Origin of the sequence: Nocardia vaccinii NBRC 15922 (assembly GCF_001613305.1) — a bacterium.
Classification (GTDB): domain Bacteria; phylum Actinomycetota; class Actinomycetes; order Mycobacteriales; family Mycobacteriaceae; genus Nocardia; species Nocardia vaccinii.
This window is the reverse complement of record NZ_BDCC01000093.1, coordinates 1-15,306: the sequence shown is the minus strand read 5'-3', so window position 1 is coordinate 15,306 and position 15,306 is coordinate 1. Positions and strand designations below refer to the sequence as shown.

Below are 15,306 nucleotides of genomic sequence, written 5' to 3'. Positions count from 1 at the left end.
ACGTCAGGGGGTGAATTTGCCTGTCCTACCAGGCTTTTCGGTCCTCTGGGGGTCCTCGCTCTCTCTGTCATGACACTAGTCTACGCCATTCCTCCCATCTCTGCAACACTATTAACCCCTTCAATCTGACTATTTCCCCCTCCATGTTTGGTGGTGTTATTCGTCTCACCCCTGTATGATGGGGGTAATGGTTGACGGGGCTCCCGGTTCGGGGGTTCGGGCCACGAATTCGGAAGGGGTGTTGGGGATGTCGGAGATGGTGTTGCCGGATTGGGTTGGGGCGGCGCGGGAGCGGGGGCGGGTGCCGGTCGGGCAGGTGGTGGCCGGGTGCCGGTGGCCGGTCGGGATGAGGGAGCGGGTGGCCGGCGGTCTGGACACCCTGGCCTCGATCGCGGCGGCCGAGTTTCCGGTGGTGTGCCTGGCGTGCCGGACCCCGCACCGGATCGACGTGCTGACCGACGATCCGGATCCGGGTGCGCGGGCGCTGGATTCGGTGCCGTGCCCGGCTTGCGGGACGGTCGGGCTGTGGCCGCCGCTGCGGCCGGCCCGCGAGATCCACTGGGCCAACCGGGAATTGTGGGCCGTCTACGGGCCCACGCTGCCGCTGCCGGCCGATCAGGTGGTGCTGGTGCCCGAGTTGTGCGGGCGGGATGTAGTGCAGCGCAGCGACAACGGCGCCCAGCCCACCTACTGCGAGACCGCCCCGCACGGCGGCCAGGCCCACGTCAGCGCGAAAGCGGACCGGCCGCGGGCCCGCCTGCTGGGCGCCCACGCGCCCGCCGCGGTCGTGGCCCCGGCCGACGCCGCGGTGGCCCGGCCCGCCCTGGTGGTGGTCCCCGCCCCCGACAGCGAACCCGGCGAGACCGAGCCCGCCGACGCCGCGGTGTCGGGTCCGGCCGCGGACGGCCCCGTAGACCAGGCTGACGGGCACGCTGAGCCATCGGCCGCCGATTCCGGCGTACTGGTGAGCAGTGAGGCCCTGGACGCTGTGCGGGGCGAATTGGCCATCGCCGCGCGGCTGCTCGGCGACGCCACCGCCCGGGTCACCCGCGCGGTGGCGCGGTACGACGGCCTGGCCGACGCGCTGGGCCGCGAACGCGCGGCGTTCGAGCAGCGCACCGCGGTCGCCGAGCAGGTCGCGGCCGACGCGGTAGCCGAGCTGGACGGCGCCCGCACCGCCGCCGCCGACGCCGAGCAGGCCCGCCTGCGTGCCGAAGGCCGCGCCGACGAACTGGCCGCCCAGCTGACCGCGCTACGCGACGGCGCGATCCAGCAGGTCGTGGTGACCGCCCTGGACCGGTTCAGCGCCCGCCGCACCGTGGCCGGGGAACGCATCACCCCAACCCAACGCAAAATGATCGACACCATCGGCGGCCAGGCCGACGCGGTGGCCCACGACCCCGCACACGGCACCTGGTACATCGCCGGACGCAAAGTCGGCGACGGATCGGTCAAAACCCTGGAATCCCTGCACCGCCGCCAGCTGATCGGCTGGACCGAACCCGACGCTGGTGGCACCGCGACGGTCCATCTGGCCGGGCCCGCGGTCGAACTGTTCACCGCCCGCCACGGCCACCCACCCGCCGCGAACGAACCCGCCAGCACGAGCGACACCACCACGGCCGAACCGGTCATCGACGAACCGGCGGCAGCCGGGGCGGGCCCCGCCACCGAGGCACCCGCGGCGCCGGGCGCCGAGGCCACCGAGGCACCCGCGGCCGAACCCGAGGACGAGGGCGCCGGGGCCGAGCCCGCAGCCGAGCTGTCCGACGTGGCGCCCGTGCCCGAACTGGCGGCGCTCGAAAACGGCCGCCAACCGGAACAGGAAGCGGTAACCAGCGTGTTGCGGCGCGTCCAGGGCGGGGGCGTCACCCGCGGCGCAGACCGGATCTGGCGCGTGGCCGGCGGTGTCCACGCCACCAAGCCCCTGATGGCCACCCTGGACTGGATGCTCACCCAAGGCATGATCCGCATCCTCGACAACGATTCGGTCGAACCCACCACACCCTTCTAAACAGCGGGGAGCGGACAGACAGGTAGGGCCCTTCCGGTGGTGTACCGGAAGGGCCCTACCTCAATGACCAGGATGCCGCGCTGACGGGTCACAGCGACCAGAACATGCCCAGCGGCCAGCGCATCGGTGTTGGCGGGTGGCACATCTGCGAATCGGGTTCCGTCTCACGATGAGCCGTTTTCATCTCGCAGCGGGCCCGCGCGATACGAAAGGCCCGGAACATTTCGTTCATCCTGGTCACAGGGCAGTTTCTTCCCCGTCGTCGATGTCGGCGTCGTGCGCCTTTTCCTCCTGCCGAAGCCTCCAATGCGCTTGGCGGTGCGCAGGCTTGCAGTACTTGCCGGGGCGCCCGGTCTCGTTCATCGGGACCGGGTTGTCGCACTCGGGGTGCGCACAGATCACCACGTCGTCCTCGGGGGTGCCGCGGCGTGAGTCGATCTCCACGACGTTCCCGCCCTCGGTGTCCATGGGCGGCTTACTGCTGGGCAGCGGCCGGACCTCCCCACGGGCGGCCACGATGGCGTCGGAGATGACCCAGCATGCTTCGGTGGGCAGGTACAGCGAGCGGGCGCGGGAGGTCACTGGGTGGCTGCGGGTGCGCACGATCGCGGTGCCCTGGGGCATGGACTCGTCGACCGCGGTGAGGCCCTTGGCCATGAGTTCGGGGGTGTTCTCGAACAGGTGCGTCATGTCGTGGCGGCTCTCCACGCGGAAGCAGAACCTGTCGAAAAGGTTCGCGCGGGTCGCGGTGCTCAGCGAGTTCTCGTCGAGCTTCTGGCCGGCGGGGCAGAACCGGCCGCCGAACTTGGCCGACTGCGCGCCGAACCGCTTGGCCTCGGCCTGGAAATCCTTGTTGGCCGAGTACTCCGGGATCTCGTCGATGACCACCAGGTACAGCGGGAATTCGGGGCTGAACCGGGTGATCTTGTCGGTGCGGGCTTCCCAGAACACGTGTTCGCGGGCCTTCATCTCGTCGTTGACCTGTTTGAGGACCTTGGTGGCCTCGGCCGGGTCGGTGGAGTTGCACACCAGGTAGGCGGTGCGCCACCACGGCGCGACGAGGGCGCTGTTCGGATCGATGATGATCACGCGCACGTCGCGCATGAGTGAGGCGTGCGCCAGCAGCAGGTTCAGGAAGATCGACTTACCCGAGCGGCTGGCGCCCTGGACCGCGCCGTGCGCGCCGGAGGCGAGGTTGACCGTCACATAGCCGCCGTGCTGGCTGACCATCAGATTGATGTCGTCGGTGCAGGACAGGCCGTCTACGGGCACCATGAGCTGTGCCTCGCGGCATGCCGCGGTGAGCAGCTCGGTTTCCTCGGCTGGTGTGGTCGCGGCTGCGGCGGCCTGCTTGATCCGCTCGGCGGTCGCGTCGTCTACCAGAGGCGAGACGTGCACGGCGGTGAGTGGATCGGTGATTTGCAGGTCGAGCACGATCTGGCGGCCGTCGTCGGAGACCACGTGCACCGCGGGGATGTCCAGGGCGGTGGTCAGGGCCGCGCGGCGCTCGATGTAGCGCTGGGGGGAGTGTCCGTCCAGTGTGGGCATCTTCAGGCGTACCCGTACGCCGATGGCGGTGTTCCACACGCCTGGGTCGGGGTCCTTGCCGTCGGGTGGGTTCGGCATGGGCGCCAGGGTGGGCCAGGCGCCGGGGTCGCCCTTGGCCGGGTCCGGGATCCGGCCCAGGCCGAGTGAGGACCACAGTTGGGCGGCCTGCCACGGATCGGCGAGGCGGTAGATCGCCTCGTGCAGCGGGGCGGGGAACTCGCTCAGGAACCCGGCCCATTGCGGCATGCGGCGCTCCTCGGCGCGGCGGATGGTCCGCAGTTCCAGGACGACCTGTTCGCCATCGGTTTCGTGGACTCTGACCTCGGGCACATCGAATTCGGTCGTGAGGTTCGCGGCCTTGGCTTCGAAGTCGCGGGCGGCTTTGCCGTCGACCATGGTGAACCGGGCCAGCACGCCCACCTCGGTGTTCTCCACGCCCCACCAGTCGGGGTTGCCGGGGCGGTCGGGCCAGGGCAGCAGGCGCGGCCAGTTGCCGGGGTCTTTGGTGTTGTCGTTGGGCAGATGACCCAGGCCCAGGCGTGCCCACATTTGGGCGGCTTCCCAGTCGGAGCCGACGGGTTCGCCCATTTTCCACAGGGCGTGGTGCAGGCGGTCCGGGAATTCCAGGGCGATCTGGGTCTTGCGGGCGGCGATCTCCTGGATTTCACGCTGGCGGGCGTGGGCGGCGGCCACCCGGGCCCACACCCACGTGCCGATCCCGGCTGCGATGAACGCGACCACTCCGACCGGGCCGAGCCAGCCCGGCAGGCCCATGTTCTGGGCGCTGAAGAACATCCACATGCACACGACGGCCAGGATCGGCACACCGAATACGAGCGCGAGCGCGATCATGCCGCCGCGCTGACCTGTGGCGGCACCCACTGCTGCTTTGTTGCCCATCTGCTCCACCTCCCCCGAGCACCCCAATACCGGCGGGTCTGTCCATCAGGTCCGAGTATCTGAACCCTGGCCCAGCAGATTTGCAGGCCGTATGCGCGAATCCGGATCGCGACCGGCCGTTGTGCCCGCTGCGCGGTGGGCAGGGCGAGCATCTGCGCGCCACCAGCAGCGAGGGCGGGTTGCTGCCCGGCCCGACGGTCGCGGGTGAACATCAGATCGAGTTCGCGGTGCGCGTGCACAGCGTGAACCCGGCCGTCGGTCGCGCCGAACGCGCTGGCCAAACCGGCCGCGTTCCCGGCCCAGTGCTGCGGGGACTGGCCTTCGAGCATCCGCACCCGGGCCACGTCCGCACCATCGAGGGCGGTCACGGTCAGCAGGTCCGGCACCTGACGGCGGCCGGCCTTCACGGTCGTCAGATCGTGCGCGGCCAATGCGTGAGCCCAGCGGCGGCGGTAGCGCCACCACACGGCCACCCAGGTACGCCCGTGACGGGCCGCGAGCAGCCCGACGCCGATCAGTGCGGCCCCGGCCGCGAGGGCCGCCAGCGTCGGCACCAGGGCCGACAACAACACGTCGCGGTAGTGCGGGACCTGCGCGGCGATGTCCGCCGGCCGAATCGCCCCGGTGAAGAAACCCTTCATCACGAAAATCGGGACCGTGAACACGGCCAGCCAGAACACGCCTGCCACGGCGGCTTTGGTCCACTCACTCGGCGGTTGACGGTCACTCATCGCGCACCGCCCCGGGGGCGGCGCGGGCGACGCTGCGGGGCAGCCCCAAACGTCGCGCGGTAACGGATCCATTCCTCGTCGTAGCGGGCCTGGCGGGTGCGGGATGCGGCTATCTCCGACCGCACCACCAGCGAGACCAGGGCCACGAACCCCATCCAGCCGACCACGCCCCACCAGCCGAACGCCTTGTACGCGACGAAGTCGAAGAACAACCCGCCAAGCACCGAGAACGTGATTGCCACGAGGCTGTGGCCGTTGTTCTGCTGATGCCTGCTCATCGCGCACCGCCATCGATCACGACCAGCGCAGGGCGCAGAGATGCGGGAATGAAGTAATGCCGGATCTGAGGGGTCAGATCAGAGAGGAATCCTCTGCTTCGCGCGGTGATTAGTCCCTGGTCAGCTCGTTCAGCATCTCGTCCAGCTGCCCGGACTCCTGCATTGCCTTCAGCCGTTCGTCCAACTCGCGTGGATCGATCAGCTTGGCCAGCCACGCCTTGACGAAGGTCTCCAGCACGAAGTTCTTCGACAGTTGGTTGCGGGCGAACTTGACCTCCATCGCATGACGGATGTGGTCGTCCAGACGGAACCCGACCACCTTCTGATCCTTGCGATTTTGAGCCATGGTCAACATCGTCCCACGGCCGCAAACGTTCGGATGTTGCCTGTTGGTCATTGTCAACTCTCATCTTCCCTACCCGATCCTTGGGTGTTAACATTTCATCTTGACACACGCTAGGGTGTTAACACAACGCTCCTGGCAAATGAAGGAATGAAGGAGATGAAGCGAATGAGTGCACCGACTCTCACCCCCACGCTGGAGGACTACGGCGAGGCTGGTCCTGCGTCGTTCGTGCTGGTCAATGGCACGGCGTTCGGGATTCTGTTGCCGAACGGGGTGCTGTATCGCGATCAGCACGCGCACCTGATGGACGTTGGAGGTAAGCAGCCGACTGTGTGGTTCCAGCAGGATGCGGCGGAGATTGCTCGCGGGCTGGTCGCGGTGCTGCTCGATGAGTGGTACGGCATCACGGCCGAGGAGTTGGCGCGGCTGCGGGTTGTCGAGCTGGAGTTGGACACCGACGGCATTTGGAAGCTGCCCGAGGTGTGCGCGCCTGAGTTCGGCTACGGGTACCGGCCGCTGGATCTGGACACCGAGGAGCTGTCGGAGTGGCCGTGTGGCTGTGAGGCTGTGCTGGATGTCGAGCAGGCCCGGCGGGTCATGCGGCAGCACAAGGAGTGCGCTGGGCAGATCACCTGCAAGGCGCGGGGGCGGGCGCGGGCGGTGCTGGCGCGGGCGGGTCTGGTGGTGCTCAACCGCCGGCCGAGCGTGTGGACGTGGCTGGATCTGCCGGACACGGCCCCGTGGGGAGATGAGCGGATCGGCGGGCGGGCGCTGGTTCACCTGGCGGGGGTGGCCCGATGATCCGGATCGAGTACGACGGCCAGGTCATCGAGCGTGGGCACACCTTCCGCGATGCTCGCGAGAGCAATATCCGCACTCTGGTGGTCTGCGGGCCGATCGAGGGCGATCGGGTCGAGCTGGCGGTGATCAATCGTCAGGAATCGACGGACGATCCCTGGTTGACCAACACCAACCGCCGCACCGTCATGACCGTGCGCCGATTGCTGTCCAGCGCGTTCACGTTCGTCGGGACCACACCCGAGCCGTTCTCGCTGTGCGCGGAGACCGGCACGTTCACCCATCCCTCCCCGGTGATGGAGAACGGCGTGCGCATCGAGTCGCAGGCGGGGCGGTGATCACCATGGCGACGCTCGGATATCACGTCTTGACCGACGAGTGGCTGGTCATTCCGTGGCAGTGCTCGTATCCCGGCCGTCTGACGGTCGCGGAGGCGAACAACGTGCTGAAAACGCATGGGAAGCATTCGAAGTCGTGTCGGATCGCGCGTACCGCGCGTAAGACGCTGGCCCGGCTGATCGACGCGCCGACCGTGCGGGCGAACCCGTTCGCGCCGGTCGCGTTGACGTTCGATCCGCCGCCGCCGCTGGAACTCAAATGCGCCGAGGCGGCGCGGTGTCCCGAGTGCGGGCGGGCCGGGGGCACGCATTACGTGGTGCATGCGCGGCATGAGCAGGGCGGCGGCGGGGCGAACCTGCCGCGCCACAGCAACGAGTACAAGCCGTTCTGACCCTGGAAATGGCGGAACCAGCCAGTAGATGGCTGGCTGGTTCCGCCCCCGATCATCCCTGAATCGAGGACCTGATGACTACTTCAACCAATCCGGCGGGTCGGCCTGTGGTGCCGTGCGCTGCCGAGCCTGCGCTGTTCTTCTCCAGCCACCGCGCCGACATCGTGGACGCGCAACGGATCTGTGCGGCGTGCCCGATGCTGGCCGCCTGCGCAGCCCGCACCCACGCCATGGATGTCGACACCGACGGCGTGTTCGCCAGCGTGAAACTCCCCCCGCAGGGGCAGGACCGCAAGCTCGCCCGCGAGCAGCTGGCCGACGTTGCCGCGACCGGGCAGCCCGCGCCGCTGTTCACCGCGCGATTCCGGAACCTGAAGGCGGTGGCCTGACATGCCGCACACCAACCTGCTGGCCAATCTGGCTATTCCGAACTACTGCCCCGACTGCGGTTACAAGGGCGGCCGTCACGGCCTGGTGCACGTGCGGAACGGCAACGGCGGCGGCCACAACGAGCCGTGCCCGCGTGATGGCTCCACGCCGTTCGAGTGCCCGCAGTGCCCCGGGCTGGAGCGGGGCGAGATGCAGGCGCTCGCGGAGATCGAGCGTTTGGAGGAGCTGCTGGACGAGATGACCGCCGCCCTCGGCGCGGCCATGATGCGCGACTTCGGCGAGCACTCCTCAGCGAACGACCCGTGGGCCAACGCCCTCCGCGCCCTGAAAGGACTCGAAGCATGAGCGCGGCACAGGCCCTGTCGGCGCGCTACGACGATCCGGAGTACCGCGCCAGCGCCGCGGCGCGCCCGTCGTGGGCGAAGATCGCCACTCCGCCGACGGGTGCGTGGTGCGACGAATGCGCCCAGCTGCAGCACGAAACCCGCGGCGCCTCGGGGCTGCGGATGCCGCCCCGGATGCGGCGCAGCATCCCCGGGCACCGTGAGCTGGCCCTGAAGTTGTGTTCGCGGCACGGGCAGGCGTGGAAGGAACGCGACGCCGCGGATCTGCCCACCGACGGGCAAGCGGTGTTGCGTGAGGCGCGGGGGAGGCTGCGGTGAGCTATTCCGCGCTGGATGTCCGCGAGGACGACGGGATCGATGGGCGGATCGAGTCCATCACCACCGATCGGGTGACCGTGGTCGGGGCCTGGTCGGCCGAGGCCGAGCTGATCCTGCGGCCCGACACCGAGGTCGTGGTACTGACCCACCAGGAATACAGCGAGCTGATCGAACTCGCGGGCTGGCGCACGGCCAAAGAGTGGTGCCCGCCCGAGGACCCCGACACCGACGGCAAGGACGACGGCAAGGGGGCGAAGGCATGAGCAGCGGAGCCCGTACCGCGACGCATCGGCCGGCGACACGGCGGCGGCGGTGGCGTCACGACGATTTGGTCGCGGTGGACCTGTTCTCCGGTTTCGGTGGCCTGACCAAGGGCATCGAGATGGGCGGGGTTCACCACGATCATGGCCGCGAACCACAATGCCTACAAAGTGGGCGTGCACGAGGCGAACCACCCCCAGGCCGAGCACTGGATCGCGGACCTGGTCGACCCCGAGTCGGCCGACTACCACTCCGCGCGGGATCTGCCCGCCGCGGATCTGCTGGTAGCGGGCGTGTCATGCGTAAATCACTCGATCGCGAACACGATCAAGGCGTACGAGCAGGGTTTGACGCTGTTCGGGCTGGACGACCCGGACTTCGAGGCGCGGGTGACCCGGTCCGAGCGTGATCGTGCGACGGCGAATTGTGTCCTGCACTATGCCCAGCAGCATCGGCCGCGGCTGATCCTGGTGGAGTGCACGACCGAGTTGACCTCGTGGGGGCCTGCGCTGGCAGGCCGGGTGAAGGTCGGGGACGGGAGCACCTACCGGTGGTGGCTGCGGCAGTTCGGGAATCTGGGCTACAAGCACCAGGTCCTGTACCTGAACTCGATGTTCTTCGGGGTGCCGCAATCGAGAAATCGGCTCTACATCGCCCTGTGGGATCGCCGGCTGCCCGATCCTGACCTGGAGCATCGCCCCGTCTCGTGGTGCGGGCGCTGCGATCAGCAGGTCGAGGCGGTGTGGTCGTGGCGCACAGGCGTCCCGCCGACCGGATCGGTCAGTTACGGCCGCCAGTACGACTACCGGTGCCCGCGGTGCCGCAAGCAGGTCGTCCCCCCGATGACCCCGTCGCTGCACGCGCTGGATCTCACCCATCTGGGCACTCGGATCGGGGAGCGGAAAAAGCCGCTGGCGGCCTCGACGATGGCACGGGCCGAGCGGTGCCGGGCACGGTTCGCCGACTTCCCGGCGATCCTCATGCCCGCCAAGGGCGTGCACGGCTCGGAGCGGCATCCGTGGCAGCCGCTGGCGACACAGACCAGCCAGCAGGAGACCGCGCTGCTGGCGACCGGGCACGTATTCGCCGCGCATCGGCACAACGGCGACGGCAAGCACCTGAGCCAGCCCATGGACACCGTCACCTCGACCCAGGAAAAGGCCATGCTGTTCGCCGCGATCGACAACTACCAAGGCGCACCGCGCGGCCTGAGTGAGCCGCTGCCAACCGCGGTGGCATCCGAAACCCTCGGCGTGATGACCGGGGTCGTCCCGTTCCGCAAGAACACGCTCCCGGCCCTGGCGCCCGAACCGATGCCAACGGTGACCTCCGACCAGATCCCCGGGCTGCTCAGCGCCGAACGGATCGCGGCGCTGGCCGATCTGCCCTTGCAGGACTGCTTTTTCAGGATGCTGGGCGCGCACGAAGTGGGACGTGGCTGCGGATTCGACACCGACTTCCCCGGGCACAAAGGCGAATTCGTCGTGTGGGGCAGCAGCCGGGACCAGTGCGACGGTTTCGGCAACGCGGTCAGCCCCGCGGTCGGGGCATGGATCGGGTCACGGCTGCGCGCTGTGCTCCACACCCCCGAAGCGGTGGTCGCATGACCGTGACCAGCCCACTCGCCACACGACCCGAACCAGACGACTTGCTCGCACAACTCGAATTGGAGGCAACCGCCTGATGCTCACTACCACGATCGCCACGTTGTTCACACGCCGAGTCACACCGCGTGGGTGGATCGCCGTCCCGGTGGCGGCCTGCACCCCGAGAATCGCCCTGGTGCACACCAGATGCGGTCACCGCTCCGCCGAGTCGTGGGAGTTCAGTGACGACCCGGGCGAATTCGCTCACGATCCCGTCGTGCGGCGCTACTGCCGTGACGAGCGCCGGCGGATGCGGCGCATCGCCCGCGACTACGCCACCGCCCACGACTGCGCCGAGGCCCAGAACGACCCGTGGGCCCACTACGGGGCCGACTACGACCCCTGGGTCGGCTACCAGACCGAGGACGACGCCGCGGCCGAGGCCGAGGCGCTGGCCTGGCTGGATGCAGGGACGGTGTGCCCGTTCTGCACCGGAGATGGCGCGCCGACCGGCAAGGCGGTCATAGACGAGGACGCCGCCGACGAACACACCGCGCCCATCGAGATCGAGTACCGGTGCGGGAGCTGCTGGCGGTTCTACACCCAGGCCAAGGAGGGCCTGTCATGAGCGCGGCGGGCATGATCCGGGGCTGTGTGGTGCGTGTTCCGGCGGCGCGGTCGCTGGCGCAGGCCTGCGCGGTGCGGTGGGCGCGCGGGGTGCTGGCGGATCCGGATCGGGTGGCGGTGCTGGACTGCGAAACCACCGGCCTGCCCCACGCGGGTGCACCGTTGCCGCACTTGGTGGAGCTGGCGGTGCTCGACGGCCGGGGCGCGCCGCTGGTCGATTCGCTGATCGATCCCGGCGTGCCGATCCCGGCCGCCGCGTCGGCGGTGCACGGGCTGACCGATGCCGACGTGTGCGGCGCGCCCCGTTTCGAGGCGGTGGTACCCGAGCTGGCGGCGGCGATACGCGGGCGGCGGGTAGTGATCTACAACGCCCGGTTCGATGTGATGATGCTCGGCGCGCGACTGGCCGCCATACAGTCCCCCCGCGATGAGGGCCAGGCGGTGACTGTAGGCCAGCGCTGGCTGACCTGCCGGGGCGCCCGGCCGGAATGCGCGATGCGGCGGGCCGCAGCGTGGCGGGCGGTACCCGGCCGTTCCGGGTGGCGCCGGCCCCGCCTCGGTGGCGACCCGGGCACCGCGCACCGCGCGGCGGGTGACTGCCACGCGGTGCTGCGCCTGCTGTCCGCGATGGCCGCGGGCGACCACACCACCGACCTGGGTGTCGTGACCCAACGGCATGCCTGATCACCAGCAACACCCCCGTATCGACCAGAAACCCGCCCCCAGAACGCATTCGGGGGCGGGTTTCGCTGCGTCGGACCGCGTGTCGATCCGCCTGGTAACGGCGGGGATGCGGAAGGCTGGGGGCGCTGAAGGCTCGCAGCACAAAAGAAAACCCGCCCTCAATCTCGTCTCGTTTGGCGACGTGGATCGAGAAAGGGGCGGGGCCGAACCAAAGCTCTGCGGTTTTGAAGATACAGGTGCCCGTCGGCAGGTGTCGACGCGACGCACCCTGAATCATCTGATCGCAGACTTTGCGAACTCCCCGGAAGGGGGCGCAATGTCAGCGTCTTTCCCGGTCAGGGTCGCCAGCCTGACCACTCGCATCAATTCGGACACGTCCGGTCGCGCCGAGCAGGCGGTGGGCCGATGAGCCGGGGCAGGGGCCGCGATGTCGGCCACGACGACGCCAGCAAGAAGACTTCCGGCAAGGCCCAGAGGGCGGGCCGGGGTAAGGGTCGCTCGGCCGGCGGTGACCCGATCGAGTTCGGGCAGGGCCGCCGTAACCCGTTCTCTCAGCTGGGCGACTGGGTCGCACTCGCCGACATCCGGCACCCCAGCGTGCGCTTGTACTGGGTGATGGCCGCGCACCGCAACCGCCAGCGGGCCGACAACATGGTCTGGCCGTCGCTGAACACCCTGGCCACGATGCTCGGCTACACCGAGGGCAAGAAGCTGTGGCCCTACTTGCAGGAACTGGTGGACATCGGGGCCATCGAGATCCTGGAGCGGGACCCGTCGAAGGGCCGGATGCGCAACCTGTACCTGATCCACGACGACCCACCCGACGGCTACGAGGGCTTCCAGTCTGTGGACGACTTCCACGTACAGGCCCGCGCCCAGCGGACCGCACGTCGCGCCGAACAGCAGGCCGACCAGGTCCGGGAAGCCCTGTTCGACGCCGATGCATCCCGGGATGGGGCCGAAATGAGCCCCATGAACAACACCCGGGATCAAAGTTGCGCGGGGGGCGCTCATGGGGCTCAAATGAGCCCCACCGATGGGGCTCATTTCGGCCCCACCGATGGGGCTCATTTGAGCCCACAAACCAGAAGTAGTAACCAGACGAAGAACCAGAGCGGGGGGGCGTACCGCCTCCCCCCCGCACCCCCGGCGGTCGTAACCGCTGGTCACGATCGCGAGTTGGTCACCTCGGAACTGGGGTTTACAGGTGACCAACTGACCGCGTGCGCGGAACCTGGCGTGGGCGACTTCGCGACAGCGCCGAACGAGGAGTCGAGCGTTTCGGAGTGGGACTACTGGGCCCAGGACGCGGCTCTGGATGCCTCGCTGACCGACTCGGACCCCACTACCCTGCCCTGCCCCACCCTGCCCCCACGCCACCTAGCCGGCCGTACCGCAGAACCCGCCGCGATCATCGACGACCCCGCTTTGCCCCCCAGCGTGCCCGCAGGTGCGACAGAATCGGTAAATGACACCCATGTAACCCCCCGCCCTCTCGAACTGTCTGTGATCGAATCTGGGGCCGTTTCTCGGTCGTGTGCGGCCCCGTCCGTCCAAGCGCCCGGCGGCCGTCCGTCGCTGCGAACACTCAAAGCCCAGTTCGATGCCGAGAAAGCCGCCGCCATTTCCCCCGCTGGATGATTTCGTGGCCCAGCGGCGGGAATGGGCACCAATGCGCCCATCCTCACCATCAACGCAGGAGTCAGCTATGCCGTTGCGCTCTCTCGAAGACCCGAGCCGCCCCGTTGCCGTCCTTCCCGGGCCGTTCCGCAACCCCCGCCTGTCGTGGCAGGCCAAGGGGGTGTTCGCCTGGCTGGCAACCGCTTCGGACGCCGAGCTGCAGGACGCGGTTGGCGAACTCGTACGCATCGGCATCGGCGACGCCCGCGAGGTGACCGCCGCCCTGGACGAGCTGCACTACCACGGCTACATCAGCGACGATGGGGCGCTGACCGACACGCCGCCGCCGTCTTCCCCCGGCGCTGGAGGAGGCGAGCGGCCCGCTGACACCAGCGCCATGCTCGATGCCGCTGCCGCGAAGGTGCAACGCCTGGGTGCGGAGCAGCTGGCCGCCGAGGACGACTACATCGGCCTGGCCGCTGCCGCGCACCAGGCCGGGCACCTGGAGTGGCGGGGGTTGATCGAGGCCTACGAACGTATCCGGGCCGGGGGGCGGCCCGGATATTCGCAGCGCTGGTTGCGGCACATCCCCCACGACCTCAACACGATGCGTCGGCTCGCGGCGGCCACTCCCAGCAACGAGGACGGCACCTGGAGTGGCGAATCCGGGTGGGAGGGCCTGGACCGGGGCCGGATCCCAGCCAACGGCATGCACGTGGCCTACGCGCTGTTCAGCAGCACCGGTGCCCCGATCCACATCAGCTACACCTACCGGTTCCGGCCCTGCGTCAAGCGGCTACACCACGCCGGCCTCGAATGGGCCGCGTGGAAGGCGTGGCCCGCCCGCGACCGCAAGGACGCTGTGGCGCTGCGGCGGCAGATCGCCGAGCGCTACCACTGGACCAACGTGGCCGAATCGGACTCCGAGACCATGCCCGAATTTCCCGGGCCGAACCTCTGACAAGAAAGGGGCGCAACCAAATGAGCACCAACGAGTACGACGACGAATTCCCCCTGCCACCCACGACATTGGGAGATTGGGTGATGCTGGCACCGATCAGCAACGACGCGAAGGCGCTCTACTGGGTGCTGGCGGCTCACATGAGCGCTGGGTCCGATGTGCCGAAACCCACCTCGGCCCTGCTGGCCGAGGTGCTCGGCTACAGCGACAGTGGCAAGATCCGGCCGTTGCTGGATGAGCTGGCCTCGGTCGACGCGGTGAACGTCCGCACGATTCGGGATGGGCAGCGAAACCGCAACGCCTTCACCATCCATCAGACGCCACCAGAGAACTACGCAGGTCCAAGGGATCTGCGTGAGTTCTACGCCACTCGTGCGACGACGCCCTGTACGGAGCAGTGATGGTCTGGTTCGCGAACGTTGCGTTGAAGGTCGGGCAGGGGTTCACGCTGCCGGACAAGGTCCGGTTCATGTGCGCACTCAACGAGTTCGGCCCCGAACGACGCCACATCGACGGGTGGGGCGTGTTCGTGGAGCTGCCCGCGGTGGTCGAGTTGCTGGACCTGGTGGCAGCCGGAGAGCGGGACCTCGGCGACGTGCGGGCGGCGCTGGCGCGAGTGGCGGCAGGCATGGAGCGAACAGAGCTGGAGTCCGCCGAGACCGAGGGCGGCCGGACCCTCACCTCCGAAACGTTGCGATGCTTCGGCGACTGCCCGCGCTGTCTGGCCAACTACGACACGATCCGTGCTCACTGGGCCGAGGCTGCCCGCCGCCTCGCGCGGCCCCTGGACCCGCAGCTGTACCCGGTCGCGGTCACCAGCAGCGCCGTGCATCGGGTGACCTGCCGCGAGGTCGTCCGCACCCACGACTCGCGGTGGTACGACAACGACGACGTGATCCCCTTCGAGGTCAAGCAGTACACCCACGAGGGAGCCCTGGGTGAGTTGCCGCACGCGCCGTTGACCGCCGACGAGTACGACCGCTGGCGGGCCGAGCGCACAGGACCGCACGGTGGCCTGAAGTACCGACTGTGCAAGATCTGCGATCCAGAGGTGCCCCTTGCCTGATTCCGCCCTGACCCACGACCATTCCCGTTGCCTTGCCGCCGACCCCGACGACATCGCCGAAGCGCAGCTACGCAACATGCACGACGTCCTGACCGCCCGCGGCT

Annotated in this window: 19 protein-coding genes; 15 read left to right on the top strand and 4 right to left on the bottom strand. The window is 68.8% G+C overall.

Annotated elements, in window-relative coordinates:
- Window positions 1-187 precede the first annotated feature (187 nt).
- Window positions 188-2,014, top strand: coding sequence for a hypothetical protein (locus NV1_RS44310; protein WP_157117731.1), 1,827 nt, complete (start codon window positions 188-190; stop codon window positions 2,012-2,014).
- Window positions 2,015-2,251: 237 nt separating this feature from the next.
- On the opposite strand, the gene NV1_RS40375 is transcribed toward NV1_RS44310, so the two are convergent.
- From NV1_RS40375 to NV1_RS40360, 4 genes are all read right to left on the bottom strand, one after another.
- The gene (locus tag NV1_RS40375) at window positions 2,252-4,462 is read right to left on the bottom strand and encodes an FtsK/SpoIIIE domain-containing protein (protein WP_084526645.1); all 2,211 of its coding nucleotides are present in this window, start codon (window positions 4,460-4,462) and stop codon (window positions 2,252-2,254) included.
- A complete protein-coding gene (locus NV1_RS40370; RefSeq protein WP_067904568.1) occupies window positions 4,411-5,193 on the bottom strand; it encodes a hypothetical protein in 783 nt (260 codons plus the stop codon). Before NV1_RS40370 ends, NV1_RS40375 begins: the two co-directional genes overlap by 52 nt.
- Complete coding sequence (locus NV1_RS40365) at window positions 5,190-5,471, bottom strand: hypothetical protein (protein ID WP_067904565.1); 282 nt, start codon at window positions 5,469-5,471, stop codon at window positions 5,190-5,192. Before NV1_RS40365 ends, NV1_RS40370 begins: the two co-directional genes overlap by 4 nt.
- 109 nt (window positions 5,472-5,580) lie before the next feature.
- The gene (locus tag NV1_RS40360) at window positions 5,581-5,817 is read right to left on the bottom strand and encodes a hypothetical protein (protein ID WP_157117730.1); all 237 of its coding nucleotides are present in this window, start codon (window positions 5,815-5,817) and stop codon (window positions 5,581-5,583) included.
- Between the two features lie 165 nt (window positions 5,818-5,982).
- On the opposite strand from NV1_RS40360, the gene NV1_RS40355 reads away from it, so the two are divergent.
- The 14 genes from NV1_RS40355 to NV1_RS40290 all read left to right on the top strand — a co-directional run bounded on the left by NV1_RS40355 (window position 5,983) and on the right by NV1_RS40290 (window position 15,202).
- Complete coding sequence (locus NV1_RS40355; protein ID WP_157117729.1) at window positions 5,983-6,618, top strand: hypothetical protein; 636 nt, start codon at window positions 5,983-5,985, stop codon at window positions 6,616-6,618.
- Complete coding sequence (locus tag NV1_RS40350) at window positions 6,615-6,953, top strand: hypothetical protein (protein WP_067904558.1); 339 nt, start codon at window positions 6,615-6,617, stop codon at window positions 6,951-6,953. The genes NV1_RS40355 and NV1_RS40350 overlap by 4 nt, the downstream gene beginning before the upstream one ends.
- Before the next feature lie 29 nt (window positions 6,954-6,982).
- Window positions 6,983-7,345, top strand: coding sequence for a hypothetical protein (locus NV1_RS40345; RefSeq protein WP_157117728.1), 363 nt, complete (start codon window positions 6,983-6,985; stop codon window positions 7,343-7,345).
- A gap of 74 nt (window positions 7,346-7,419) precedes the next feature.
- Entirely contained in the window at window positions 7,420-7,734 is a 315-nt protein-coding gene (locus tag NV1_RS40340; protein ID WP_084526643.1) for a WhiB family transcriptional regulator, read from the top strand.
- A gap of 1 nt (window position 7,735) precedes the next feature.
- Entirely contained in the window at window positions 7,736-8,080 is a 345-nt protein-coding gene (locus tag NV1_RS40335) for a hypothetical protein (protein ID WP_067904546.1), read from the top strand.
- Window positions 8,077-8,397 carry a hypothetical protein gene (locus tag NV1_RS40330; protein ID WP_067904544.1) on the top strand — a complete coding sequence of 107 codons (321 nt, stop codon included), beginning with the start codon at window positions 8,077-8,079 and terminating at the stop codon, window positions 8,395-8,397. Before NV1_RS40335 ends, NV1_RS40330 begins: the two co-directional genes overlap by 4 nt.
- A complete protein-coding gene (locus tag NV1_RS40325; protein ID WP_067904542.1) occupies window positions 8,394-8,660 on the top strand; it encodes a hypothetical protein in 267 nt (88 codons plus the stop codon). The genes NV1_RS40330 and NV1_RS40325 overlap by 4 nt, the downstream gene beginning before the upstream one ends.
- A gap of 141 nt (window positions 8,661-8,801) precedes the next feature.
- The gene (locus NV1_RS40320) at window positions 8,802-10,265 is read left to right on the top strand and encodes a DNA cytosine methyltransferase (RefSeq protein ID WP_245714180.1); all 1,464 of its coding nucleotides are present in this window, start codon (window positions 8,802-8,804) and stop codon (window positions 10,263-10,265) included.
- 76 nt (window positions 10,266-10,341) lie between these two features.
- Window positions 10,342-10,872, top strand: a complete 531-nt coding sequence (locus tag NV1_RS40315) for a hypothetical protein (protein WP_067904539.1) — start codon at window positions 10,342-10,344, stop codon at window positions 10,870-10,872.
- Window positions 10,869-11,555 carry a 3'-5' exonuclease gene (locus NV1_RS40310; protein WP_067904536.1) on the top strand — a complete coding sequence of 229 codons (687 nt, stop codon included), beginning with the start codon at window positions 10,869-10,871 and terminating at the stop codon, window positions 11,553-11,555. The genes NV1_RS40315 and NV1_RS40310 overlap by 4 nt, the downstream gene beginning before the upstream one ends.
- A gap of 405 nt (window positions 11,556-11,960) precedes the next feature.
- Window positions 11,961-13,196, top strand: coding sequence for a hypothetical protein (locus tag NV1_RS40305; RefSeq protein ID WP_067904533.1), 1,236 nt, complete (start codon window positions 11,961-11,963; stop codon window positions 13,194-13,196).
- Between the two features lie 67 nt (window positions 13,197-13,263).
- Entirely contained in the window at window positions 13,264-14,136 is an 873-nt protein-coding gene (locus tag NV1_RS40300; RefSeq protein ID WP_157117727.1) for a hypothetical protein, read from the top strand.
- 20 nt (window positions 14,137-14,156) lie between these two features.
- The gene (locus NV1_RS40295) at window positions 14,157-14,537 is read left to right on the top strand and encodes a hypothetical protein (protein WP_067904528.1); all 381 of its coding nucleotides are present in this window, start codon (window positions 14,157-14,159) and stop codon (window positions 14,535-14,537) included.
- Window positions 14,537-15,202 (top strand): hypothetical protein, encoded by a 666-nt coding sequence (locus NV1_RS40290; protein ID WP_067904515.1) that lies wholly within the window; start codon window positions 14,537-14,539, stop codon window positions 15,200-15,202. Before NV1_RS40295 ends, NV1_RS40290 begins: the two co-directional genes overlap by 1 nt.
- Window positions 15,203-15,306 lie beyond the last annotated feature (104 nt).